The organism is Pseudomonas sp. FP818, assembly GCF_030687335.1.
Taxonomy (GTDB): Bacteria; Pseudomonadota; Gammaproteobacteria; order Pseudomonadales; family Pseudomonadaceae; genus Aquipseudomonas; species Aquipseudomonas shahriarae.
This window is the reverse complement of the sequence record NZ_CP117427.1, coordinates 1,215,176-1,240,533: the sequence shown is the minus strand read 5'-3', so window position 1 is coordinate 1,240,533 and position 25,358 is coordinate 1,215,176. Positions and strand designations below refer to the sequence as shown.

General features: G+C 60.7%; 21 protein-coding genes and 1 pseudogene. 4 read left to right on the top strand and 18 right to left on the bottom strand.

The window, feature by feature from the left end; genetic code table 11:
- Positions 1–62 precede the first annotated feature (62 nt).
- Entirely contained in the window at positions 63–2,708 is a 2,646-nt protein-coding gene (gene ppc / locus PSH80_RS05490) for a phosphoenolpyruvate carboxylase (protein ID WP_057441780.1), read from the bottom strand.
- 184 nt (positions 2,709–2,892) lie between these two features.
- On the opposite strand from ppc, the gene PSH80_RS05485 reads away from it, so the two are divergent.
- From PSH80_RS05485 to PSH80_RS05475, 3 genes are all read left to right on the top strand, one after another.
- Positions 2,893–3,237, top strand: coding sequence for a hypothetical protein (locus tag PSH80_RS05485; protein ID WP_057441782.1), 345 nt, complete (start codon positions 2,893–2,895; stop codon positions 3,235–3,237).
- A 292-nt stretch (positions 3,238–3,529) separates the two neighbouring features.
- The gene (locus PSH80_RS05480) at positions 3,530–3,955 is read left to right on the top strand and encodes a DUF4398 domain-containing protein (RefSeq protein ID WP_057441784.1); all 426 of its coding nucleotides are present in this window, start codon (positions 3,530–3,532) and stop codon (positions 3,953–3,955) included.
- A 54-nt stretch (positions 3,956–4,009) separates the two neighbouring features.
- Complete coding sequence (locus PSH80_RS05475) at positions 4,010–4,792, top strand: OmpA family protein (protein WP_057958673.1); 783 nt, start codon at positions 4,010–4,012, stop codon at positions 4,790–4,792.
- Between the two features lie 85 nt (positions 4,793–4,877).
- On the opposite strand, the gene PSH80_RS05470 is transcribed toward PSH80_RS05475, so the two are convergent.
- The 16 genes from PSH80_RS05470 to PSH80_RS05395 all read right to left on the bottom strand — a co-directional run bounded on the left by PSH80_RS05470 (position 4,878) and on the right by PSH80_RS05395 (position 21,560).
- Positions 4,878–5,192: a hypothetical protein gene (locus tag PSH80_RS05470; protein ID WP_057958672.1), complete on the bottom strand. Its 315-nt coding sequence runs from the start codon at positions 5,190–5,192 to the stop codon at positions 4,878–4,880.
- A gap of 97 nt (positions 5,193–5,289) precedes the next feature.
- On the bottom strand, positions 5,290–5,616 hold the full coding sequence (locus PSH80_RS05465) for a hypothetical protein (protein WP_057441790.1): 327 nt from the start codon (positions 5,614–5,616) through the stop codon (positions 5,290–5,292).
- Positions 5,613–6,527 carry an alpha/beta hydrolase gene (locus tag PSH80_RS05460; RefSeq protein ID WP_057958671.1) on the bottom strand — a complete coding sequence of 305 codons (915 nt, stop codon included), beginning with the start codon at positions 6,525–6,527 and terminating at the stop codon, positions 5,613–5,615. The genes PSH80_RS05465 and PSH80_RS05460 overlap by 4 nt, the downstream gene beginning before the upstream one ends.
- A gap of 143 nt (positions 6,528–6,670) precedes the next feature.
- Positions 6,671–7,948, bottom strand: a complete 1,278-nt coding sequence (locus PSH80_RS05455; RefSeq protein WP_057441794.1) for a flavohemoglobin expression-modulating QEGLA motif protein — start codon at positions 7,946–7,948, stop codon at positions 6,671–6,673.
- 21 nt (positions 7,949–7,969) lie between these two features.
- Positions 7,970–8,518 carry a hypothetical protein gene (locus PSH80_RS05450; RefSeq protein ID WP_057958670.1) on the bottom strand — a complete coding sequence of 183 codons (549 nt, stop codon included), beginning with the start codon at positions 8,516–8,518 and terminating at the stop codon, positions 7,970–7,972.
- 43 nt (positions 8,519–8,561) lie between these two features.
- Positions 8,562–9,278, bottom strand: a complete 717-nt coding sequence (locus PSH80_RS05445) for a TetR/AcrR family transcriptional regulator (protein ID WP_081044192.1) — start codon at positions 9,276–9,278, stop codon at positions 8,562–8,564.
- A gap of 109 nt (positions 9,279–9,387) precedes the next feature.
- A complete protein-coding gene (gene lysS / locus PSH80_RS05440; protein ID WP_057441798.1) occupies positions 9,388–10,887 on the bottom strand; it encodes a lysine--tRNA ligase in 1,500 nt (499 codons plus the stop codon).
- An 83-nt stretch (positions 10,888–10,970) separates the two neighbouring features.
- Positions 10,971–12,066 (bottom strand): peptide chain release factor 2 gene (gene prfB, locus PSH80_RS05435; protein WP_104911704.1). Its coding sequence is split into 2 segments (ribosomal slippage): positions 10,971–11,993 and positions 11,995–12,066, totalling 1,095 coding nucleotides; the frame shifts between segments, so codons are not numbered across the junction.
- 169 nt (positions 12,067–12,235) lie between these two features.
- Positions 12,236–13,237: a diguanylate cyclase gene (locus tag PSH80_RS05430; protein WP_057441800.1), complete on the bottom strand. Its 1,002-nt coding sequence runs from the start codon at positions 13,235–13,237 to the stop codon at positions 12,236–12,238.
- 51 nt (positions 13,238–13,288) lie between these two features.
- Positions 13,289–14,299, bottom strand: a complete 1,011-nt coding sequence (locus PSH80_RS05425; RefSeq protein ID WP_120731778.1) for a chemotaxis response regulator protein-glutamate methylesterase — start codon at positions 14,297–14,299, stop codon at positions 13,289–13,291.
- Positions 14,296–16,602: a hybrid sensor histidine kinase/response regulator gene (locus PSH80_RS05420; protein WP_120731776.1), complete on the bottom strand. Its 2,307-nt coding sequence runs from the start codon at positions 16,600–16,602 to the stop codon at positions 14,296–14,298. The genes PSH80_RS05425 and PSH80_RS05420 overlap by 4 nt, the downstream gene beginning before the upstream one ends.
- Positions 16,599–17,294 (bottom strand): chemotaxis protein CheW, encoded by a 696-nt coding sequence (locus PSH80_RS05415; protein ID WP_120731774.1) that lies wholly within the window; start codon positions 17,292–17,294, stop codon positions 16,599–16,601. Before PSH80_RS05415 ends, PSH80_RS05420 begins: the two co-directional genes overlap by 4 nt.
- Positions 17,291–18,559 carry a protein-glutamate O-methyltransferase CheR gene (locus PSH80_RS05410; protein WP_057958667.1) on the bottom strand — a complete coding sequence of 423 codons (1,269 nt, stop codon included), beginning with the start codon at positions 18,557–18,559 and terminating at the stop codon, positions 17,291–17,293. Before PSH80_RS05410 ends, PSH80_RS05415 begins: the two co-directional genes overlap by 4 nt.
- Positions 18,559–19,080: a chemotaxis protein CheW gene (locus PSH80_RS05405; RefSeq protein ID WP_057441807.1), complete on the bottom strand. Its 522-nt coding sequence runs from the start codon at positions 19,078–19,080 to the stop codon at positions 18,559–18,561. The genes PSH80_RS05410 and PSH80_RS05405 overlap by 1 nt, the downstream gene beginning before the upstream one ends.
- A complete protein-coding gene (locus PSH80_RS05400; protein WP_057958666.1) occupies positions 19,080–20,702 on the bottom strand; it encodes a methyl-accepting chemotaxis protein in 1,623 nt (540 codons plus the stop codon). The genes PSH80_RS05405 and PSH80_RS05400 overlap by 1 nt, the downstream gene beginning before the upstream one ends.
- Before the next feature lie 147 nt (positions 20,703–20,849).
- Positions 20,850–21,560, bottom strand: a complete 711-nt coding sequence (locus PSH80_RS05395) for a tellurite resistance TerB family protein (RefSeq protein WP_057958665.1) — start codon at positions 21,558–21,560, stop codon at positions 20,850–20,852.
- Positions 21,561–21,868: 308 nt separating this feature from the next.
- On the opposite strand from PSH80_RS05395, the pseudogene PSH80_RS05390 reads away from it, so the two are divergent.
- A pseudogene (locus PSH80_RS05390) lies at positions 21,869–23,043 on the top strand (integrase core domain-containing protein).
- Positions 23,044–23,747: 704 nt separating this feature from the next.
- On the opposite strand, the gene PSH80_RS05385 reads toward PSH80_RS05390, so the two are convergent.
- Positions 23,748–25,111 (bottom strand): IS3 family transposase gene (locus PSH80_RS05385; RefSeq protein ID WP_090412738.1). Its coding sequence is split into 2 segments (ribosomal slippage): positions 23,748–24,646 and positions 24,646–25,111, totalling 1,365 coding nucleotides; the frame shifts between segments, so codons are not numbered across the junction.
- Between the last annotated feature and the right edge of the window lie 247 nt (positions 25,112–25,358).

The window sequence follows — 25,358 nt, the reverse complement described above, 5'->3', positions numbered from 1 at the left end:
CACAGCCCTTTCGGGTCAGCCGGCGGTTTTGTGTGCAAGCCCTTGAGAACACGCCAGAAATGTCAGCCGGTGTTACGCAGCCCGGCGGCAATACCGGCCACGGACACCAGCAGCGCCTGTTCCAGAGGGCTGTCCTGTGTCGCTTCCTGCTGGCGGGAGCGGGCCAGCAGTTCGGCCTGCAACAGGTGCAACGGGTCGAGGTAGGTGTTGCGCAGGCGGATGAACTCCAGGGTGTCGGGGCTATGGGCCAGCAGCTGCGACTGGCCGGTCAGGCCAAGCACCACGGCGCAGGCCTGCGACAATAGGTCGCGTAAATGCGCACCCAATGGCAACAGGTCGGCTTGTACCAGGCGCTGGTCATAGAGCCGGGCGATATCGGCGTCAGCCTTGGCCAGAACCATTTCCAGCATGTCGATACGGGTGCGGAAGAACGGCCATTGTTCGCGCATCTGCCCCAGCAATTCACCTTCGCCGCGCTCCAGGGCCTTGCTCAATGCCGCTTCCCAGCCGAGCCAGGCCGGCAGCATCAGGCGGGTCTGGGTCCAGCCGAAGATCCACGGGATTGCACGCAGGCTCTCTATGCCACCGGCACGGCGCTTGGCCGGGCGACTGCCCAGGGGCAAGCGGCCCAGTTCCTGCTCGGGGGTGGACTGGCGGAAGTATTCGACGAACTGCGGATTTTCCCGCACCACCGCACGATAGGCGCTGACACCATCAGCCGCCAATTCATCCATCAAATGGCGCCAGGCCGGCTCCGGTGGTGGCGGTGGCAATAAGGTCGCCTCCAGCACTGCGGCCAGGTACAGATTGAGGTTCTGCTCAGCGATATCCGGCAAGCCGAACTTGAAACGAATCATCTCGCCCTGCTCGGTGGTGCGGAAACGCCCGGCTACCGAGCCCGGTGGCTGCGACAGAATCGCCGCATGGGCCGGGCCGCCGCCACGGCCCACGGTGCCGCCGCGACCATGGAACAACAACAGTTCCACCTGCTGCTCGCGACAGATATCCACCAGACGTTCCTGCGCCCGGTACTGGGCCCAGGCCGCAGCCGTGGTGCCAGCGTCCTTGGCCGAGTCCGAATAGCCGATCATCACTTCCTGCGGGCCTTGCAACCGCGCGCGATAACCGGGCAGCAGCAACAGGCGCTCGATTACCGGGCCGGCGTTGTCCAGGTCGGCCAGGGTCTCGAACAACGGCACCACACGCATCGGCCGCTGCACCCCGGACTCCTTGAGCAGCAACTGCACTGCCAGCACATCGGATGCCGCGCCCGCCATGGAGATGACGTAGGAACCGAGGGAAGCCGCCGGCGCAGCGGCGATTTCCTTACAGGTATTGAGCACTTCGGCGGTATCGGCCGAAGGCTTGAAATACCCCGGCAACAACGGGCGACGATTGGCCAACTCCTTCATCAGGAAGGTGATGCGCGCGTCTTCGTCCCAGTCCTCATAGCGACCCAGACCCAGGTAATCGGTGATTTCGGTCATCGCCGCCGAATGCCGGCTGGAATCCTGGCGTACATCCAGGCGTACCAGGAACAGGCCGAATGTCACTGCACGGCGCAGGCAATCGAGGAGCGGGCCGTCGGCAATCACGCCCATGCCGCAGGCGTGCAGGGACTGGTAGCACAGCTCCAGCGGCTCCAGCAGGTCACGATTGTTTTGCAGCACATCGGCCGGCGCCGGGAGGCTGCCGGTCAACGCCGCGTGCGCCCAGTTGCGGGTGGCGCGCAGGCGTTCGCGCAGTTGTTTGAGCAAGGCCCGATAAGGTTCGACGCTGTCGCCGACCTTGGCCTGCAACTCAGGGCTGGCCTGCTGCATGGACAGTTCCGAGGCCAGGTGGTCGATATCCCGTAAATACAGATCTGCCGCCATCCAGCGCGCCAGCAGCAGCACTTCACGGGTCACCGGCGCCGTCACGTTGGGGTTGCCGTCACGGTCGCCACCCATCCACGAGGCGAAACGGATCGGCGCCGCCTCCAGGGGCAGGCGCAGGCCGGTGGCGGCGTGCAAGGCTTGATCGGCCTTGCGCAGGTAGTTGGGGATCGCGTGCCACAGCGAATGCTCGATCACCGCAAAGCCCCACTTGGCCTCGTCCACCGGGGTGGGCCGGGTACGGCGGATTTCTTCAGTGTGCCAGGCTTCGGCGATCAGCCGTTGCAGGCGTTGGCGAATCTGCTCGCGCTCGGCGCTGGTCAGGTCACGATGATCCTGCAAGGCCAGTTGTGCGGCGATGGCGTCGTATTTCTGGATCAGGGTGCGGCGCGCGACTTCGGTCGGGTGGGCAGTGAGTACCAGTTCGATCTCCAGCCGCGCCAACTGCCGGGCCAGGGATTCGCTGCTGTGGCCCTCACTCTGCAGCCGCGCCAGCAACTCGGGCAGCACCCGCGATTCGAACGGGGCCGGCTGGGACTCATCGCGCCGATGAATCAGTTGGTACTGCTCGGCGATATTGGCCAGGTTGAGGAACTGGTTGAACGCCCGTGCTACCGGCAGCAGCTCGTCTTCCTGCAACTGGTTGAGGCTGGCGCTGAGTTCTTCACCGGCCGCTGCATCCGTGGTCCCGCCCCGGCGATCGGCCTTGGCGCCCTTGCGAATCTGCTCGATCTTGGCGAGGAACTCATCACCGTACTGTTCTCGAATCGTGTTGCCCAGCAATTCACCCAACAGGTGAACATCTTCACGCAAACGTGCATCGATATCGCTCATCAGCCAATCTCCAGCCAGGAATCCGTGATGCTTTGATCTTTAAGAGTGCCGATCAAGCCTTGGTCTGACAAGGAACTTTAAACCTTGGCGGTTGCAGCTAGTCTCAAGGGTACGTCGTCGCGTTATCCACGCTACGACTGGTCACTCATCACCGCCCGCTACCCCGGGCATCACTGAGGTTGCCATGAAAATCCGAGAACTGGCCCAGCAATGGGAAGAAACCGCCAAGGGTCGCCTGACCAAGACCGAATATGCCATCCACCTGGATGTAGAGGCCGCTGCCCGGCTGGCGGCCATCCGCGAGATGTACCCCAAGCGCAGCACCGAGGAATTGCTCGGCGAGCTGATCGGCGCCGCCCTGGAAGAGCTGGAAGCCAGCTTTCCGTATATCCGGGGCCAGCATGTGGTTGCCACCGATGAAGAGGGTGACCCGTTGTATGAAGACGTCGGCCCCACGCCGCGTTTCCTGTCGCTGTCACGGCGCTACTTGCACGATATGTCAGCCACGCCTGACGATCAGAAACACTGATCCACATTCGCTGATAAAAACCATCCCCCAGCGTACCGGGCCTTTCATAGGCCCGGCATACCGCTGCAGGTGGCAAAAGTTCCGATTTTTTATCGCCGCCCCCTCAGTCAGATTTGTTCAGATATTTTTTCGGGCAAATCGCCATCTTTGGCTGAACTATTCAAAAAAGCCTCGGGTCACAGCCAGTAAGCCATCACTTGGAACAGGCGTTTGAAAAGGCACACTGAGCTTCACCGCCAAACGCAGACGCTGAACACCGTAGATGGATTTGATGTTTTTCAGGAGTTATCTAATGGAGTTGAAGACGATGAAGACCAGCACTGCCAAATCCTCGTTTAACCACCTGCGCGGGCTCAAATTGGCCGCGTTGGCAATCGGCACCAGCTTCGTCCTCGCGGGCTGCGCCGGCAACCCGCCGACCGAACAGTACGCAGTGACCCAATCGGCCGTGAACAGCGCTGTAAGCGCTGGCGGTACCGAATACGCTGCCGTGGAAATGAAAGCTGCACAGGACAAGCTCAAGCAAGCCGAGCTGGCCATGCATGACAAGAAATACGACGAAGCCCGTCGTCTGGCCGAGCAGGCTGAGTGGGACGCTCGCGTGGCAGAGCGCAAGGCCCAGGCTGCCAAGGCCGATCTGGCGCTGAAGGATTCTCAGAAGGCTATTGAGGAGCTGCGTAACGAAGGCATGCGCCCTGCTGTGATCCAGCAGAAGTAAGCACCGCCATTGTTTGCATCGCACCCGAAATCGAATTGAAAGGACGACACCACTATGCGTAAACAATTGATGATCCCTGCCCTGCTGGCGATGAGCGTTGCACTGGCGGCTTGCTCCACCCCGCCTAACGCGAACCTGGAAAACGCACGGACCAACTTCTCGGCCCTGCAAGCCAACCCGCAAGCGACCAAAATCGCCGCCCTGGAAACCAAGGACGCCAGCGAATGGCTGGACAAGGCTGACAAGGCGTACCGCGACAAGGAAGACGAGAAGAAGGTCGACCAACTGGCCTACCTGACCAACCAGCGCGTTGAAGTGGCCAAGGACACCATCGCCCTGCGCGAGTCCGAAGCCAAGCTGAAAAACGCTGGCGACCAACGTGCCCGCGCCCTGCTCGAAGCCCGTGACGCGCAGATCAAGCAACTGCAAAGCAGCTTGAACGCCAAGCAGACTGAACGCGGGACCCTGGTGACCTTTGGTGATGTGCTGTTCGCTACCAGCAAGGCTGATCTGAAATCCAGCGGCCTGGTGAACATCAACAAACTGGCGCAATTCCTCCAGGAAAACCCGGATCGTAAAGTCATCGTCGAAGGCTACACCGACAGCACCGGCAGCGATGCCTACAACCAGACCTTGTCCGAGCGCCGCGCTACTTCGGTGCAGGTTGCACTGATCAAGATGGGCGTTAACCCAAGCCGCATCGTGACTGCTGGCTACGGCAAGGCATACCCGGTTGCCGATAACGCCAGCGTTTCGGGCCGTGCCATGAACCGCCGCGTTGAAGTGACCATCTCCAACGACAACCAGCCGGTCAAGCCACGTTCTTCGGTTCAATAACCGACTGACAGCTACTGGTCTGAAAGCCCTGCCTGTGTTCCAGGCAGGGCTTTTTTGCATAAGAACTGCGGGCAGACTCTGCGGATCAGCCGAAATTGATTTGGCTGTTGTTCTCTTGAGGCATCTGCATGCCTTGCTGCTGATCGCCACTCATCTGCTTGCGCAGCGGGTCCTCTTCCTCGTTAGCACCGCCACTGCCGCCACTGCCCTGGGAGCCGCCTGCACCTCCCGCACCGCCCAACAGTTGCGCCAGGAGTTTCTTCAGCGCTTCAGGGTCCATACCGCCCTGCTGCTGACCGCCTTCGACGCCCTTGCCAACCATATTGCCGGAATCCCCCATGCCGGCGCCGCCGAAGTTACCGAACCCGCTGCCACCACCGCCTACTCCATTAATACTCATAGTGATACTCCACGTAATTAAGGGTTACTCGTCAGCGCTGCTGACGACCCAATCAGTGGTGTCATACGGAATATGGTTCCAAAAACTACCGGCAGGCTCACTCCTGCAGTTGCGGGGTTTCCTGGCCCATGCAACGCACCGCCTGCTTCTTGCTGTTTACCAGCACGCCCGTCAGCCCCTTTTGCTCGGTATCGAACAGCACCAGCACACCGTCGACGCATTGCGCCACTTGGGGGGCCGGGGTCAGGGAAACTTTGTAGTCCTCGCCGGGCACGGTCTTGAGCATGGTGTAGTCGCTGAGCAGCAACGCATCCTCAGGCTTGGCGAAGTGCAGGTAGCCGTAGTACCACAGGCAGCCAACGGTACCGATGATGGTGCCGATGCCGGTGAGGATCAGGGGGATCATGTTGCGTTCTTCGCTCATTGCGGGCTCTCTGATGATTCGGTTTTAGGATTGGCAGCCGCCGGATAATTGGGAATTTCCCCCAGGCGGCGCAAACCGTTGAAATGCTGCGGATCGTCAAGATAGCGCAGCATTACGGTTTGCCAGGTCTTGTCGGCAAAGGTCTGCACGTGACCGCCCCGGGTCAGTTGCAACACCCTTGGCGGCGGCGCAGCTTGATACAGACGGATGCCGTTGGAAAGCGGCACGATCGGATCATCCAGACTGTGGAACAGCAGTTTCGGCACGCCAGTCAGCTGTGGCATGCCATGGATCGCACTGTCGGCGTCTGGCACCAGCCACGACAACGGCACCTGGAACGGCCATGTTAGCCAGGAAGTGCTCAGGGCGAATTGCCCTACATCACGATAACTGGCGGGCACGCCATCGAGCACCAGCGCTTTGAGCCGGGGCTGTCGCTCGGGGTGTGCGGCCAGGTAATGCACGGCCAACGCCCCGCCCAGGCTCTGGCCGAGGACCACCAGCGGCTGCCCTTGGGTTTCAGGGGCCTGGTCGAGCCACTGGAAGGCGGCATCCAGATCCTGGTAAATGGCCGGCAACGAAGGTTTGCCTTCTGACACGCCATAGCCGCGATAGTCCAGCATCAGCACTTGATAGCCCTGGGCCGGCAACCACCAACTGCCGCCCAGGTGCCCGGAGAGGTTGCCCCCATTACCGTGCAGGTGCAGCACCGTGCCCTTGAGCGGCACGCCGGCCTTGGCTGGCAGCCACCAGGCCCGCAACTTCAGGCCATCGGCGGTGGTCAGGGTGACGTCACGGTATTCCAGGCGCGCCTGCTGTGGACTGAACGGCAGGCCGGGCTCGGGGTAGAACAGCAGCGAGCTGCAGCCATTGAGGGTGAGGAGCAGGCATAGAATGCCGAGGAGTCTCATCCGTTGAAACCTCGCAAATGGGTGGGGACACAACCCTGATAATCAATGAAGACTAACTGTGGGAGCTGGCTGTCAGTTACTCCACCGGTGGCTGACAGACCGCGATCGCAGGCAAGCCTGCTCCCACAGTTGATGGGATTTGGTCAGAGGATATTGGAGTAATCCGCCTCGATCCGGTCCAGGCTCAGGTGGTTGAGGAAGTTGGAGAAGCACATCCATGCCGACAGCGCGTTCATGTCACGGAACTGATCCGGCAGGTATTTGGGCGGCACCACCAGGCCTTCGTCCACCAACTGGCGCAAAGTACGCATGTCTTCCAGGGTGGTCTTGCCGCAGAACAACAGCGGCACCTGCTCCAGCTTGCCCTTGCGCACGGCCAGCTGGATATAGTTGTAGACCATGATAAAGCCCTTGAGGTACGACAGATCCTTGGTAAACGGCAGCCCCGTCGGCGTCGAGCCGCGGAACACCCGGCTGGCGTTGCCGTAGCTCTCGGCCATTTCAAAGCCTTGCTCGCGGAAGAACTCGAACACCTGCAGGAAATCGGCGCCCTCTTCCACCATATGGATCGCGCGGGTGCGGTTGGTCAGCTTGCGCAGGCGGCTGGGGTAAGAGGCAAAGGTGATGATCTCCATCAAGATTGCCAGGCCTTCCTGGGTCACGGTCGACGACGGTGGGCCCTTGGACAGGAAGGTGCAGATCGGCTGGTTCTGGCCATTGAGGGTGGTGCCCACATGGACCAGCCCTTCGTGCACTTCCAGGGCCCGCACATCCCGCTCGTTGAACATCGCATCGGCGCGGATCTTGATGTAGTCGGCGCCCGCCGCCGCGTCGGCAACGATGCCGTCGGACTCAAACACGCGAATGGTTTCTTCGGCTTCGCCAAACACTTTGTTCAGGCGGCTTTGCAGCAGGCCCACAGCGTCCTTGGCGGTCAGGGTCTTGGCTTCGTCCTTGAGGTCGCCACGACCGTCGATGTTATTCAGGTAGTCGGAAAGCATCAGGCCCAGGTCGGCCAGGGTCGGGTCGCCGGCATGGAACGCATCGGAGGCGGCGCCGTAAAGCTCCTGGGAAATCAGGCCGAAATCCTCGGTGCCACGGGCTTCGAGCATGCGCACCACCATGCGGTACTCCTTGCACATGCGCCGCATGATCTGCCCGACCGGGTTGAACTGGCCCAATTGGCGGGTGATATCGCGCTCGATGTTCTGGAACTCCAGCTTCACCTTGCTGGAATCGAACGACAGTGGCCGGTTCAGGTAATAGTCGCGATCCACGGCCGGCATGTGCTTGCCCTTGCCCTGGAGGAAGCCCTTGCGAATGTTGTCGTCCCACTTCACGGCGTCGAGGACGCGAATCGGTGTCTGCGCCAGCACAATGCGATCGGACAAGGTGCGTATCGTCTGCTGGTAATCGTCCACCCGGTGCTCCCTCTTTAAACGTTATTTGCCCACATGTTTATAGCGTACGGCTTCGACAAACACGTCGGCGTTGGCCGGATCATCCAGGTAAGCCAGGATCTGGCTCATGGGGCTGTCGATCAATATGCCGTCACCTTCGACGGTATCCACGTGGCTGCCAATCAGGATTTTCTGCGCGATGGCCTGGTTGATTGCCTCGGGGTCGAGGTTGTAGACCACCAATTCGCGGGCATTATTCAATTCAAAGCCGGCGAGGATAAAATGCCCACCCAGCTTGTCCGGCAGCGGTGCCGACAGGTACCAGCGGTTGCCGTGGCGGGACACGCTGAACAAATATTCGTCGCGCTTGACCGGGTTGGTTTGCGAAGTGCTCACCGCCTTGTAGCGATGCTGTCCAGCGCGGCTGATCTGCAGGTCGAGCGGTTCGCCCCAGGCGTTCCTGCTGGCCCACTTGCCCAGCAGCGCGTCAGGTGCGGCCTCACTGGCCGGAAGGGGCTCCTTGAAGGTCACCAGGCAGCCGCTCAGGAGCAGCAACACCATTGCGGTCACAACCACACGCCAGGTTTTCATCCATCACTCCACAGCTGTTTTGGGTGGCCCGGCTCCCACACGACTAGACCGAGGCCAGTACCAGGTGCATGTAACGCTTGAGAATCTCGAGCATTTCTTCGCCAGTCAGGGCCTCGGGCTCGAACAGCAGGCCCTGATATTCCATCCGACTGATAATCGCCGTCAACACTTTGGCATCTTGCTGGGGTTCGCGGGAGCCCAATACCTGGAAAAACTGGCAAGTGCCCTGCAACAGAATCTGCTGATGGGAGCGCACCAGGTCGGCCAGGCGCGGGTTCAACAAGGCCTCCTGGCGAAACGCCTGCTCGGCCATCAGGTACTCGCGACGGTTAAGCAGTTGGCGCAGGACGTAATCGGCGGTCAGCCGCGCAATATCGTCGGCCAGTTGCGAGCGCGACTCGGCGCTGCCATCACCATAAGCCACCATCTCGCGCAGCAAGCCCTCATTGCGCACCCACAACTTGCCCATGAACGCCGCACTGCGCTCCACGTACTGGGCAAAGGTGTCGGTAAGCAGGTCGTCGATATCCTTGAAGTAGTAGGTGGTGGCCGACAATGGCACACCCGCCTCCGCCGCTACCGCCCGATGGCGCACGGCGCGCACGCCGTCGCGCACGACAATGCGCATCGCTGCATCGAGGATGTCTTGCCGACGCTGCTCGCTGCCCTGGCGACTGGCCTTGCGCCCTTGGTACTGAACACTTTCAGCCACGGCGGCAGCAATGCCAGCGGCGCCTTCTTGAGCCATTACGCGCTTCACGAAAGATCGTCCTCTCCTATCAACAGAAGCCTGGCGCCGTTTGCTTGACGTTAGTTCAGGCCCCACAAAAAAGCCGCCTTATAAAAGGCGGCTTGATGATTTACTGCGGTTACGCTTGCGGCCGCATATGCGGGAACAAGATGACATCGCGGATCGACGGTGAGTTGGTGAGCAACATCACCAGACGGTCGATACCGATCCCTTCACCAGCCGTTGGCGGCATGCCGTACTCCAGCGCGCGCACGAAGTCGGCGTCGTAGTGCATGGCTTCGTCGTCACCGGCGTCCTTGTCGGCCACCTGGGCCATGAAACGCTCGGCCTGGTCTTCCGCGTCGTTAAGCTCGGAGTAGGCGTTGGCGATTTCGCGACCACCGATAAACAGCTCGAAACGGTCGGTGACGTTCGGGTTGTCGTCGTTGCGACGGGCCAGCGGCGACACTTCGAACGGGTACTGGGTGATGAAGTGCGGCTGCTCCAGCTTGTGCTCCACCAGCTCTTCGAAAATCATCACCTGCAGCTTGCCCAGGCCTTCGAAGCCCAGGACCTTGGCCCCGGCTTTCTTGGCGATGGCGCGAGCCTTGTCGATGTCGTTCAGGTCGTCAGCGGTCAGCTCAGGGTTGTACTTGAGGATCGAGTCGAACACCGACAGGCGCACGAACGGCTCGCCGAAATGGAACACCTTGTCGCCGTAAGGCACGTCGGTGCTGCCCAGGACCAGTTGCGCCAGCTCGCGGAACAGTTCTTCGGTCAGGTCCATGTTGTCTTCGTAGTCGGCGTAGGCCTGGTAGAACTCCAACATGGTGAATTCCGGGTTGTGACGGGTCGAGACACCTTCGTTACGGAAGTTGCGGTTGATCTCGAACACCTTCTCAAAACCACCCACCACCAGGCGCTTGAGGTACAGCTCCGGCGCGATACGCAGGAACATTTCCAGGTCCAGGGCATTGTGGTGGGTTTCGAACGGCTTGGCTGCGGCGCCGCCCGGGATGGTCTGCAGCATCGGCGTCTCGACTTCGAGGAAGTCACGCGCCATCAGGAAGCTGCGGATGTGCGCGATTACTTGCGAACGCACGCGGAAGGTCTGGCGCACTTCTTCGTTGACGATCAGGTCAACGTAGCGCTGGCGATAGCGCTGCTCGGTGTCGGTCAGGCCGTGGTGCTTGTCCGGCAGCGGGCGCAGCGACTTGGTCAGCAGGCGCACGTTGGTCATTTCGACGTACAGGTCGCCCTTGCCGGAACGGGCCAGGGTGCCTTCGGCGGCAATGATGTCGCCCATGTCCCAGGTTTTCACCGAGGCCAGGGTTTCTTCCGGGAGGGTCTTGCGGTTGACGTAGACCTGGATGCGCCCGGTCATGTCCTGGATCACCATGAACGAGCCACGGTTGAGCATGATGCGACCTGCCACCTTGACCGGGATCGCCGCTTCAGCCAGCTCTTCCTTGGTCTTGTCCGCGTACTGCTTCTGCAAGGCATCGCAGTAGTTTTCGCGGCGGAAGTCATTGGGGAAGGCATTGCCCTTGGCGCGCTCGGCAGCAAGCTTTTCCTTGCGCAGGGCGATCAGGGAGTTTTCTTCCTGTTGCAGGGCCTGGTCGAGTTGTTGGTCGCTCATGTCTTTAAATTTTCCATCACAGGTTCGTTGCCCCCAGGCCTTCGGCCTGGGGATCGCGGGCAAGCCCGCTCCCACAGAGGGTGTTACAGGCCGGACTTCAGGCTCGCTTCCAGGTATTCGTCGATATCGCCGTCGAGTACCTTGTCGCAGTCGCTGCGTTCGATGTTAGTGCGCAGATCCTTGATCCGCGAAGCATCAAGCACATACGAACGGATCTGGTGACCCCAGCCGATATCCGACTTGGTGTCTTCCAGCGCCTGGGAAGCGGCGTTGCGCTTCTGCATTTCCTGCTCGTACAACTTGGCCCGCAGCATTTTCATGGCGGTGTCCTTGTTGGCGTGCTGGGAACGTTCGTTCTGGCAGCTGACCACGGTATTGGTCGGAACGTGGGTGATACGTACGGCCGAGTCAGTGGTGTTTACGTGCTGACCACCGGCACCGGAGGAACGGTAGGTGTCGATCCGCAGGTCGGCCGGGTTGATCTCGATTTCCACCTTGTCGTCGATCTCTGGGGAGACGAAAACGGCGGAGAACGAAGTGTGGCGACGGTTGCCGGAGTCGAACGGACTCTTGCGCACCAGACGGTGTACGCCGATCTCGGTCCGCAGCCAGCCAAAGGCGTATTCACCCTTGATATGCACGGTCGCGCCCTTGATACCGGCGACTTCACCGGCGGACAGCTCCATGATGGTCGCTTCGAAACCGCGTTTGTCAGCCCAGCGCAGGTACATGCGCAGCAGGATGTTGGCCCAGTCCTGGGCTTCGGTGCCACCGGAACCGGCCTGGATATCCAGGTAGGCGTTGTTCGGGTCCATTTCGTGGCTGAACATGCGGCGGAATTCAAGCTTGGCGAGGTTGTCCTCGAGACGGGCCAGCTCGGCGACGACATCGCCCACTGCGCCTTCGTCGTTTTCTTCGACGGCCATGTCCAGCAGGTCGCGGCAATCGCCCAGACCGGTGTTCAACTCGTCGAGGGTGTCGACGATCTGCGCCAGCGCAGCGCGCTCGCGGCCCAGTTCCTGGGCGTATTCAGGTTTGTTCCAGACAGCCGGATCTTCAAGCTCGCGATTGACTTCGGTCAGACGCTCATGCTTTTGATCGTAGTCAAAGATACCCCCGAATAGTTTCGGAGCGCTCGGACAGGTCCTTGATGGTGTTCAGGATCGGGTTGATTTCCATGGCGGGCAGCACTCGTTGGCGAACTTTTGAAAGCCGGCGAGTATAACGGCAAAAGGCTGGAAACGGCAGTCCGCTTGGCCGAAAAGGCCGGGTTTGTGTGATATCTACAGGCCGATAACGATCAAAGTTGGGAGCGGGCTCCCACATTGGGTTGGCGGTGTCCTGCAGGCTATTCGATCCCCACCTGGTTGCGCCCATTATGCTTGGCCAGATACAACCCCTTGTCCGCCGCCGAGATCAATTGCCGGCAATCAGTCCCCAGCAGCGGCGTCATGGTCGCCAGGCCAATGCTGATGGTCAGGCTCGCCCCTTCAGAGGGTGCGATATGCGGGATTTTCAACGCGGCAACAGCCTGGCGCAGTTTCTCCGCCACCAACCGCGCACCGCCCGGCGAGGTGTTGGGCAACACCAGGGCAAACTCCTCGCCCCCGTAGCGCGCCGGCAGGTCCGAAGGACGGCTGCTGGCGTCACGGATGCTCGCCGCCACCTTACGCAGCGCCTCGTCTCCTTCCAGGTGGCCAAAGCTGTCGTTGTAGGTCTTGAAGAAGTCCACGTCGATCATCAACAACGACAACTGGGTCTGGTCCCGCATGGCGCGCCGCCATTCCAGCTCCAGGTATTCGTCGAAATGCCGGCGGTTGGACAGCCCGGTCAAACCGTCGGAGTTCATCAACCGCTGCAGCACCAGGTTGGTGTCCAGCAGTTGTTGCTGGCTGACCCGCAATGCACGGTAGGCCGCATCCCGCTGCAACAGGGTCATGTAGGAGCGCGAGTGGTAGCGGATACGCGCCACCAGTTCGATGTTGTCCGGCAGTTTCACCAGGTAATCATTGGCCCCGGCGGCAAACGCGGCGCTCTTGATCAGCGGGTCTTCCTTGGTCGAGAGCACGATGATCGGGATGTTCTGCGTCGCCGGGTGGTTGCGGTATTCGCGCACCAGGGTCAGGCCGTCCAGCCCGGGCATGACCAGGTCCTGGAGAATCACCGTCGGCTTGATGCGGATCGCCTGGGAGATGGCCTGGTGGGGGTCGGCACAGAAGTGGAAGTCGATATTCTCCTCATGGGCCAGACCGCGTCGCACGGCTTCGCCGATCATCGCCTGGTCGTCCACCAGCAACACCATGGCGGCGTTTTCGTCGGTCTTGAAGTCGTCGAGCTGTAAATCATTCATTTGCGGTCACCTGAATTACTACGTGCAGGCCAGGACAGCGAGTTATATCGGTCATTTTGCGAATACCTCCAGCAATCGTGGCGCAATTCTGTCCAACGGGCGAATCTCAACAGCGGCATCAATCGCCGCCGCCGCTTTGGGCATGCCGTAAACCGCACAGCTCTGCTGATCCTGAGCGATGGTCAGATAGCCCTGCTGACGCATCAATTTGAGTCCCTGGGCTCCGTCACGTCCCATGCCGGTCAGTAATACGCCGACGGCATCGCCGTTCCAATGGCTGGCGACGCTCTCGAAAAACACGTCGATGGACGGCCGATAAATCTCGTTCACGGGTTCCGCCGTGTAGGCCAACGTGCCGTTTTTCAGCAGCCGGATATGATGATTGGTGCCGGCCAGCAATACCACGCCGCTTTGCGGTGGCTCACCTTCGCGTGCCAGGCGCACCGGCAGGCCCGAGGCGCTGCTCAGCCACTCGGCCATGCCGGCGGCGAACACCTGGTCCACATGCTGCACCAGCACAATGGCTGCCGCAAAGTTCCGAGGCAAGCCCTTGAGCAGGGTTTCCAGCGCCGCCGGGCCGCCCGCCGAAGAGCCGATCGCGACCAGGCTCTGGCGCTTGCCCGTCCCCCGCGGATGCACAGGTTCGGCCCGCACCCGGCTGCCCCGCTGGCCGATCAGCCAGCCAATATTGAGGATCTTGCGCAACAGGGGCGCGGCCGCCTCCTTGGCATCGCCAACCCCCAATGCCGGGGTGTCCACCACATCCAGGGCACCATGGCCCATGGCTTCAAACACGCGGCTGACATTCTGCTGGCGATCCACCGTAACGATAACGATAGCGCATGGCGTCTCGGCCATGATCTGCCGGGTGGCCTCGACGCCATCCATCACCGGCATGATCAGGTCCATCAGGATCAGGTCCGGGGTCAGCTCGGCACAGCGCTGCACCGCTTCCAGGCCATTGGTGGCAACCCACACTACTTGATGGGCCGGTTCGAAGCTCAAGGCCCGGCGCAAGGCCTCGACCGCCAGGGGCATGTCATTGACGATGGCGATCTTCATGCCCGGGCGCCTCCAATCAGTTCCACCACCGCATCGAGCAGGGCGTCATCATGGAAACTGGCCTTGGCCAGGTAATAGTCGGCGCCGGCATCCAGGCCGCGCCGCCGGTCTTCTTCACGATCCTTGTAGGACACCACCATCACCGGCAGCGACTGCAGGCGAGTGTCACGGCGTAAAAGTGTGACCAATTCGATACCGTCCATGCGTGGCATATCAATGTCAGTAATCAGCAGGTCGAAGTCTTCGGAACGCAGAGCATTCCAGCCATCCATGCCATCGACGGCGACCGCCACCTCATATCCACGATTAAGTAATAGCTTGCGCTGCAGTTCACGCACGGTAAGCGAGTCATCCACCACCAGGATGCGCTTGCGCGTGGCCTCGACGGTTTGCTGCGCGCGGCGGGCAATGCGTTCCAGGCGGCCGGTGTTGAGCAGCTTGTCCACCGAGCGCAGCATGTCTTCGACATCGACGATCAACACCACCGAGCCGTCATCCAGCAGCGCACCGGCAGAAATGTCCTGCACCTTGCCCAGGCGATCGTCCAGCGGCAGCACCACCAGGGTGCGCTCGCCGATAAACCGCTCTACGGCAATCCCGTACACCGCATCGCGCTCGCGGATTACCACGACCTTGAGGGTATCCTGGCTGGTCTGCCCGGGCGGGCGCTGCAACAACTGGCTGGCCGCGACCAGGCCGACATGCCGGCCTTCGTGCCAGAAATGCTGGCGGCCTTCCAGTTGCACGATTTCGTCGGGTTCCAGGTCGCACATACGCTCGATATGGGCCAGGGGGAAGGCGTAGGCTTCTTCGCCAACCTCCACCACCAGGCTGCGCACCACCGACAAGGTCAGCGGCACTTCCAGATGGAAGCGGCTGCCCTGCCCTGCCGTCTGCTCCAGTACCACCGCACCGCGCAGTTGGCGGACCATGTGTTGCACCGCATCCAGGCCGACACCGCGCCCGGAGACTTCGGTCACCTTGTCGCGCAGGCTGAAGCCCGGCAGGAACAGGAAGGTCAGCAATTCCTCTTCGCTCAGGCGCAAGGCGGTTTCCAGTGGCGACAGATTGCGCTCGACAATACTGTCGCGCAGGCGCGCAAGGTCCACGCCGTTACCGTCATCACTCAATTCCAGTACCAACAGGCCAGCCTGGTGCGAGGCACGCAGGCGGATCAGGCCTTCGGCCGGCTTGCCCGCCAGCAGGCGCTGCTCGGGCATCTCAATGCCGTGATCGACGGCATTGCGCAACAAATGGGTCAGCGGCGCTTCGAGTTTTTCCAGGACATCACGGTCAACCTGAGTCTTCTCGCCTTCGATTTCCAGGCGCACCTGCTTGCCCAGGCTGCGGCCCAGGTCGCGCACCATGCGCGCCTGTCCCGCCAGCACATCGGCAAACGGGCGCATGCGGCACGCCAGCGCGGTGTCATACAACACCTGGGCGCGCTGCCCGGCCTGCCAGCCGAACTCATCCAGTTCGGCGGACTTTTCCGCCAGCAGCAACTGCGCTTCGCTCAACAGGCGGCGGGCATCGGCCAGGGCTTCCTGGGCTTCAAGGCTCAGGTCGACGGTCTTGAGCTGGCCATCCAGGTTGTCCAGGGCCCGGGCGCTATTGCTTTGGATGCGCTTGAGGCGTTGCAGGCTGGACAGGTAAGGCTTGAGCCGCTGGGTTTCCACCAGGGATTTGCTGGACAGGTCCAACAGGCTGTTCAAGCGCTCGGCGGTGACCCGCAACACCCGCTCGCCACCTTCGGTCATACGTTTGTTGTGGCGCGGCGCATCACTGCTGACCGGCGGCGCGACCTCCGGCTCCGGGGGCAATAGCAGCGATTCTTCAAGGGACGGCAGCGGCTGCGCGAGCGGCGCAGCCACGGGCGGCGGCGGCGGCGGTGCAACCACCTTGGCCATGGGTTGCGACGGGTCCAGCAAGCGTTCCATCAGCGCCACATACGCCTGGATATCGGCCGGGCCCACGGTGTTGCCCGGTGTGGCGATGCGCATCAGCAGGTCGGTGCCCTGCAACAACGCGTCGATATGTTCGGGTTGCAGAAACAGCCGGCTTTCCTGGGCGCTGACCAGGCAGTCTTCCATCACGTGAGCCACGCTGACGCCGGCATCGACCCCGACAATCCGCGCCGCGCCTTTGAGCGAATGCGCCGCACGCATGCACGCCTCAAGTTGGTCGGCCTGGGTCGGGTTGCGTTCCAGGGCCAGCAGGCCGGCACTCAGGACCTGGGTCTGGGCATCGGCTTCCAGGCTGAACAGCTCCAGCAGCGAGGCGTCGCGCATCTGGTCGGGGGTCATGACAGGCTCCGGGTCACGGCAGACAGCAGTTGCGTCTCGTCCAGCCAGCGCAGGCTGCGGCCCTTGAACGGCAACACACCCTGGGTGTAGCGCGCACTGGCCTGGGTGCCGGAGGCAGACGCGGCTTTCAGGGTGCGCTCATCAATGGCATGGATGCCATCCACTTCATCCACCGGCACCACTACCGGGCCATCCTGCGCGGCGATGATCAGCATGCGCGGCATGATCCGCCCGCCACTGGCGCCGCCGCTGCTGTCGAGCCCGAGCAGCTCCACCAGGGACAGGCAGGCCACCAGAGCACCGCGCACATTGGCGACCCCGAGCAAGGCCCGCGAGCGCTGGTGGGGCAAGGAATGGATCGGCTGCAGGGGCGCCACTTCCACCAGGCAGCGAGTGGCGATGCCCAGCCATTCCTCGCCCAGGCGGAACATCAGCAAGGACCGGGTGGCCACCTCGTCGTCCGCCTGTGTCGCAGCGCCAGGGTGACGATCCTCTTGCTGCAATGCATAGCGATCCAGCAGGCGAGTGGCCGCTGCCGAATACACCGCACAATTGCGGCAGTGGATATGCTCGGCCAGCAACGGGCAGGATTTATCGCCGTGGATCCCGATGCGGTTCCAGCAATCGTCAATGGCCTGGGTATCGGCGACCGTCAGGTTCAGGCCGGTGTCCGGGGATGCGGAGCTACTCATCGTTTACGCTCACTGTCAGCGGCTCGCTCGCTACGGGCAGCACGGGCTTGCAAGCGCCGCGCCCCCGCCGTATCGCCCTGGGATTCCAGCAGTGCGGCCAGGTGCATCAAGGCCTGCGGATGCTGGGGTTCCAGGTACAAGGCTTTTCGATAATACCCCTGGGCTTCCAGGGCGCTACCCGCCACATCGCTGAGCAGGCCCAGCCAGTAAAACACCTGGGCCGCCGGCGGATGAGTTTGCAGGTACAGCTCACAGGCAGCACGGGCCTCAAGGCTCTTGCCTTCATTGGCCAGGGTTGCGATCTGCCCGAGCAGATCGGCAGCATCCGAATGCACTGGCGCAGGCTTGATCGGCGCCACCGGCGCTGCGAATGCACTGAATGCTCGCGGTTTACTCGCAATCGGCGCTGCGCTGCGTTGCGGCAGCGGCGCCGGCATGGGGGTAAAGACCGGCTCAGGCGGCGCGGCTTCGGCGTGGCGACTGAAGGCAAACGACTGCGGCACACCAATCGAGCGCATGCCCAGGCGTCCCAGCAGGCTGCCTTCGGCCGGGCCGATAAACAGCACGCCGTCGACATGGGTCAGGCCCTTGAGCACTTCAAAGACCTGCTTCTGGGTCGGCTGGTCGAAGTAGATCAGCAGGTTGCGGCAGAACACAAAGTCATAAGTCGGCTCATTGGCCAGCAACTGCGGGTCCAGGAGGTTGCCCACTTGCAGGCGCACTTGCTCACGCACCCGGTCGGCGACGCGATAGCCGTCGCTCTCGGCGCTGAAATGCCGCTCACGAAACTCGAGGTCCTGGCCACGGAAGGAGTTCTTGCCATACACCCCGCGCCGCGCCCGCTCCACCGACAATGGGCTGACGTCCATGCCTTGTACCTTGAACTGGTGGGGCGAAAGGCCCGCATCGAGCAGGGCCATGGCGATGGAATAGGGTTCCTCGCCGGTGGAACACGGCAAGCTGAGAATGCGCAGGGCGCGCATATGCTTGATTTCGCCCAGCCGTGTCACCGCCAGCCGCGCCAGGGTGGCAAAGGATTCGGGATAACGGAAAAACCAGGTTTCGGGAACGATGACCGCTTCGATCAGCGCCTGTTGTTCCTCGCTGCTGGTTTGCAGGCGTTGCCAGTACTGATCGGCACTCAGCCCCTGCAACGCCTGGCTGCGCTGGCGCACGGCGCGCTCGATGATGGCTTCGCCCACCGAGGCGACATCCAGGCCGATGCGCTCCTTGAGGAAGTCGAAGAAGCGTTGATCATTGCTCATCACGCCTCCCCAACGGTCAGGTCGGGGGCAAACAGCAAAGCGCAGACCTCGGGGGTCAGCAGGTCGGCAACGCCGATCCACTGCATCAGCCCCCGCTCGTCTTCGCGCACCGGCCCCAGGTAGGGCGCCTGGCGATTGTCCAGGCCGTAGGGCTGGAAGTCCGCCGGGTCGCAGCGCAGGGTGTCAGTGGCCTGCTCGAGGATCAGCCCCAGCCAGCGCGGCTCCAGCCAGGTTTCTGGCCGATAGTTGACCAATACCAGACGCGTACTGGTGCGGGCCTGGGCCGATGTACCAAAGGTCAGGGCGCTGAGATCGATCACCGGCACCATGTTGCCGCGATGGGCAAAGATCCCGGCGACCCACACCGGCGCATGGGCGATCGGCTTGAGCGGCAGGCGCGGCAGCACCTCGGCCACTTCCGTGGCCTTGAGGGCGTAGCGCTCGCTGCCGATATGAAACACCAGGAACAAGGCTTTTTTGGCTGCCGTCACCGCGCCGCGTTTCGCCGCTGGATCGCTCATCAGACTTTAAAACGCGACACGCCGCTGCGCAGACCCACCGCAACCTGGCTCAGTTCATCAATGGCAAAACTGGCCTGGCGCAGGGACTCCACGGTCTGGCTGCTGGCATCGCCCAATTGCACCAAGGCATGGTTGATCTGCTCGGCCCCCGTGGCCTGGGCCTGCATGCCCTCGTTGACCATCAGCACCCGCGGCGCCAGGGCCTGGACCTGATGGATGATCTGCGACAGTTGCTCGCCGACCTGCTGCACCTCGAACATCCCGCGACGGACCTCTTCGGAGAACTTGTCCATGCCCATCACGCCGGCCGATACCGCCGATTGGATCTCGCGCACCATCTGCTCGATATCGTAGGTGGCCACGGCGGTCTGGTCGGCCAGACGCCGTACTTCGGTGGCGACCACGGCAAAGCCGCGCCCGTACTCACCGGCCTTTTCGGCCTCGATGGCGGCGTTGAGGGACAGCAGGTTGGTCTGGTCGGCCACCTTGACGATGGTCACGACCACCTGGTTGATGTTGCCGGCCTTCTCGTTGAGGATCGCCAGCTTGGCGTTGACCAGATCGGCGGCCCCCATCACCGAGTGCATGGTTTCTTCCATTCGGGCCAGGCCTTGCTGGCCGGAACCGGCGGCCACCGAGGCCTGGTCGGCGGCGGTAGACACTTCGGTCATGGTGCGCACCAGGTCCTTGGACGTGGCGGCAATTTCCCGCGAGGTGGCGCCGATTTCGGTGGTAGTGGCGGCCGTTTCGGTAGCCGTGGCCTGTTGCTGCTTGGAGGTGGCCGCAATCTCGGTCACCGAGGTGGTGACCTGCACCGACGAACGCTGGGCCTGGGATACCAGAGCGGTCAGCTCGGTCATCATGTCATTGAAGCCGGTTTCCACGGCACCGAACTCGTCCTTGCGGTCCAGGTTCAGGCGCTTGCTCAGATCACCGGTGCGCATGGTTTCGAGGATATCGACGATGCGGTTCATCGGCGCCATGATCGCGCGCATCAGCAGCAGCCCGCACAGGCCGGCGGCGAGGATCGCCAGGAGCAGCGACACGCCCATACCGATTTTCGCTGCAGCCACGGCATCATCAATGGCCGCGGTGGCGTTGTCCGCGACTGCTTTGTTCTCGTTGATGATGTCATTGAGCTTCAAGCGCCCGGCGATCCAGGCCGGGGTCAGTCGCTCGTCGAACATCTTGACCGCTTCGGCTTCCTTGTTGGCCGCATGCAGCTCCAGGACCTGGGCAAGTACTTGGTTGTACTTCTGGTGCAGGGCTTCAAAGGTGTCGAACTCAGTACGATCCTGGCCGATATTGACCGTCTTGGCGTAACTGGCCATATGCTGCTCCAGCTGCGCCTCGAACGTCTTGTAATCCTGCCTATCCTCGTCGGAAATGCCCTGGTGCTCGCGCAACCCGATCAATTCCTGGGTCTGCAGGTAGCTGTCGACCCAGGCGCTACGGATCATCGAGCTGAAAAACACCCCCGGTACGGCGTCGTCGCGTACCACATTTTCGCTCGCTTCGATCTTCAGCAACCGTGAATACGAGACCACAACCATCAGCAGCATAATGGCGATAATCACCGCAAAGCTCGCCAAGATGCGTTGGCGCAAGGTCCAGTTCTTCACAGTAATTCCTCGAAGGCCGATCAAATGCCGGGGAGTATAGCTGAGGCCGTGCCATCATTTATCAATGGGTTGTGGGCCAAGTCTCACGAAATATAAAAACACCCCGCAACCTGGACGGTGACGGGGTAGTTTTCTGTACGGGGCGGGTCAGAGCGTGGCTTGGCGTACCTGTTTTTCCAGTTCGATCTTGAGGCCCGGCTCCAGCTTGAGTTGGCGGGCCAATTCGTCGAGGTAGGACTTCTCCATGAAGTTCTCCTCGTCCACCAGCATGACGCTGGCGATGTACATTTCGGCGGCCATCTCCGGGGTGCTGGCAGCCCGGGCGACATCGGTGGGATCCAGGGGCTTGTTGAGTTCGGCATGCAGCCAGCGTTGCAGTTCCTGGTCGTTGTCCAGCTTGACGAATTCGCCTTCGATCAACGCACGCTCGCGCTCGTCCACATGGCCGTCGGCCTTGGCAGCGGCCACCAGGGCCTTGAGGATGGCCTGGCTATGCAGTTCGACCTGGGCCGGCGGCAGGCGGTCGAGGGTCTGCGGTTCGCCTTTTGGCGCGCCGGCCTGTTGTGCCTGCCAGTTGCCGTAGGCCTTGTAGGCAATCACGCCTAATGCGGCAAGACCACCATAGGTGAGGGCTTTACCGCCAAAGTTGCGGGCCTTTTTGTTGCCCAATAGCAGGCCCATGGCCCCGGCGGCCAATGCCCCGCCACCTGCGCCACCGAGCAGGCTGCCGAGCCCGCCACCGCCGAGCAGGCCGCCCAAGGCACCTTTGTCATCGCCTTTGCGTTGACCGCCAGCTTTGTTTTGCAGCATGTCCTGGCCGGACTTGAGCAACTGATCAAGCAATCCACGGGTATTCATTCATAGCCTCCAGAGACTTGGGTTCATAGGGTTGATAGGCCTTCAGCGTAAAACTAAGTGCCAATAATCCTGGATATAGAGTGCTTCCAGATGTAACTCAACTGCGATGGTTTTGGGTCGGTGTACATATCCATTGCTGCGGTCACGGCGGCTATTGGTTCCGCTCTTACAGCGGGTCACTTTTGGAAAAGAAAAGAGCCCCAAAAAGTAACCAAAAGGGTATGACTCACCCACATGGGTTACAAATCAGTTCACGCACATAGGTAACAGTTATTAACTGGCAGGGTCGATTTTGTGAGGATCTGACCATGCCCTGGGAAGAGCTGAAACCTATGGACCTCAAAGTGATGTTCATCGCCGCCTATTTGGCTGAAAGAGATACCTTTAGCCAGCTGTGCCGCGACTACCAGGTCAGTCGAAAGACTGGCTACAAATGGGTCGAACGGTACGAGGCTGAAGGACCCAGAGGGCTCGAAGAACGTAGCCGGTGCCGGCACAATCAAACCTATGTTGTGCCTCTTGCTATCAGGCAAGCAATTATCGAGCTTCGTTCTATCGGGGAGACTATTCCCGGGCCGAAGAAGATTCAGAACGACTTGCGCCAGCGTTTTCCCGGGCAGGATCCACCCTCGAAAACAACCATTTACAACATCCTCAAGGCCGCTGATCTGATTGCACCTCGACGTGTGCGTCAGCGCGTGGCTGTCTATCCAAAGCCCCTGTGCAAGGCAGAGACCCCAAATCAGCTCTTTAGCGCTGACTACAAGGGGCAGTTTCTGACAGGGGCCGGAGTGTGGTGTTATCCGCTGACGATCATGGACCATGCCAGCCGCTTTCTACTGGCCTGCCAGGGCATGCGCAATACCAACTTCAAAGAAACCCAACAAACCTTCGAGCGTGTTTTCGCGAGTATGGCTTGCCTGAACGTATTCGGACCGACAACGGCATACCGTTTGCCAGCACGGGCCGTGCAGGGTTATCACAGCTGTCGATCTGGTGGCTGCGGTTGGGGATTATCCCTGAGCGAATTGAGCCCGGCCGCCCAGATCAGAATGGGCGCCATGAAAGGATGCACCGAACCCTGAAAAGCACTTTGCCCCAACCAGCGGCGATTGCTTGGGAAGCTCAGCAGAAACACTTTGATCGCTTTATGCAGCACTATAATCATGAGCGAGGGCACGAGGCGCTTGGCCAGAAAACACCAGCCTCATGTTATTTGCCCTCACCCCGCGCTTACCCGGAAAAGCTGCCTGAAATGGGGTATGCGAGCCACGTGGAGTGTTACCTGGCTGATAGTAATGGAATCATCAATCGAGCAGGTCTTAGGATCTACATAGGCAATCTGCTCAAGCATCAGACCATTGGAATGGAGCTAATTCGAGATGATGTCTGGGAGGTGATCTTCGGGCCTGTGATCCTAGGCCGTGTCGATGCTAGAGACGCAAAGAACGGGTATGTTTCAATCAAAGTGTCACCTATGTGAATGCACTTTTTTGTAACCTATGTGGTTGTCCCGTACAAAAGGGCTCTTGCCCCACCACTCGGCACCTCGCCCAGGCTCGGTGTGCCCGTCATCCGACATTGATTTGGGGGGCCGCCGCGATGGGCCATCCATGGCCCAGCGCGGCTAACCCGGCGTCCTGCCGGGTTACCCCCCAAATCAATATCGGATGACGGCCAGCGTGGTTTAACGGGGCGCCTCAGATCAAAATCACAAGCAAAGCGAGGCGGCCTGACAGCCGACCTGATCGTCGAGGCGTGCGCGTGTACCTGTGGGAGCTGGCTTGTCGGGTCGCCGCATCGCTGCGATGGCGGTGTATCAGTCGATAAATGTATTGGCTGAGACTCCGTCATCGCAGGCAAGCCAGCTCCCACAGGGGGAATGCAGCTTCGCGCTCTGGCTTTGCTGTTGCTCTGCTTTTGATCTTGATCTTAGGCGCCCCGTTAAACCACGATGGCCGCAGGCAGGTATTGCGCAGTGGGCACCCCGGCATGGATGCCGGGGTAGCCGCGACACGGCCATGGATGGCCGATCGCGGCGGGCCCACGGAGCAATGCCTGACTGCGGGCACACCGAGCCTAGGCGAGGTGCCGAGTGGTGGGGCAAGAGCCCTTTTGGTTACTTTTGGGGCTCTTTTCCAAAAGTGACCCGCCGTTGAACTGCCCCCCGAATGTTGGACAGGGACGCTATTGATTCAGCGTCTGGATACGAAATTGTACCGGACTCAAGCCATTCAGTCTGAGGCTTATGCGGTCTTGGTTGTAGTAGGCAATGTAATCCTCTATGCCTGATGCCAGCTGCTCCACACTCTCAAATGATTCCAGATAGAAAAACTCGCTCTTGAGTGTGCCGAAAAAGCTTTCCATGGCGGCATTGTCCAAGCAATTACCCTTGCGCGACATGCTCTGCTCGATGCTCTTTTCGGCCAGCATATGTCGGTAGGTAGGCTGCCTGTACTGCCAACCCTGGTCAGAGTGCAGTATTGGTTTTTCATCTCGACTCAGTCGCCCGAAGGCTTTTTCCAGCATCATCGAGACCATCCTGAATTCGGGACGTCGGTTGATCTGGTAGGCCAGGATCTCGCCGTTGTACAAATCCATGAGAGGCGAGAGAAACAGCTTTTGCCCCTTCACCTTGAACTCCGTCACGTCGGTTACCCATTTCTGGTTAGGGGCTTCTGCCTTAAATTCGCGCTTTAGTAGATCAGGCGCAACAAGCCCTTCAGCACCTCGGTAAGAGCGATATTTCTTCACTTTGACCAGCGACTTGAGGCCCATTATCTGCATCAGCCGATGCACCTTTTTGTGATTGATCAACTCACCACTGTTTCCAAGGGTCGCAGTGATACGGCGGTAGCCGTAACGCCCCTTATTCCCGTGAAAGACGCTGCGGATGCGATCTTTAAGGTCGGCATGCTTGTCGGTTAGCAGTGTTTTGCTTTGGTAATAGAAGGTGCTGCGTGCAAGTCCCGCTGCACGTAGCAACAGAGCAAGTGGATGCTCATGCCTCAATCCTTGGACGGCCTGCGTTTTTTTGGCTGCGCAGTACGGGGATCCGCTTGGATTAAGGCATCGAGCTTTTTTAAATAGGCATTCTCCGCGCGCAGATAGGCCAGTTCTGCGAGCATTTGTTCAGGGGTCAGCTCTGCGTCCGCAGGAAGAGCAGGACTTGCTTTGGGTTGTCTGGAAGGTTTGCGGGGCATGCTGGACTCTTGAAGACGATGCGGTTGTAGCGCTTCTACGCCGCCCTCATCGTACAGCTTTTGCCACTGCCTGATACTGCTTGGGCCACGGATATCAAACTGTATACAGGCCTGTTGGGCCGACAGTCCGTCTTGTTCGATGCACTGCAAAACCTTCAATTTAAACTGGGCATCGTAATGGCTGTACTTAGCAATCAAGCCAGAGGAACCGTGCTTTTCAAAACCCTTGATCCAGCGCCGCAGTAGCGATGGACTCAAGCCATGCCTGAGGGCCACCTCATGAACGCTACTGGCAGACAGACACTCTTCAATCAGTGATTGCTTGAGCGCTAGGTTGTATTTCGTCATGGAACACCCTCCCGAGGGGTCAGGTGTCCAACATTCGGGGGGCAGTTCACGTAAGGGCGGAACCAATAGCCGCCGTGACCGCAGCAATGGATATGTACACCGACCCAAAACCATCGCAGGCAAGCCGCCCCCTACAGGATCCCCCCGGCTGACACGTCTTGTTTCATATGCAACGCCATCATCCCGCTATCAATCAATTTTCCTTCCCCACCGAACCCCTTAAGCTATTCAGCATCTGTTTAATGTC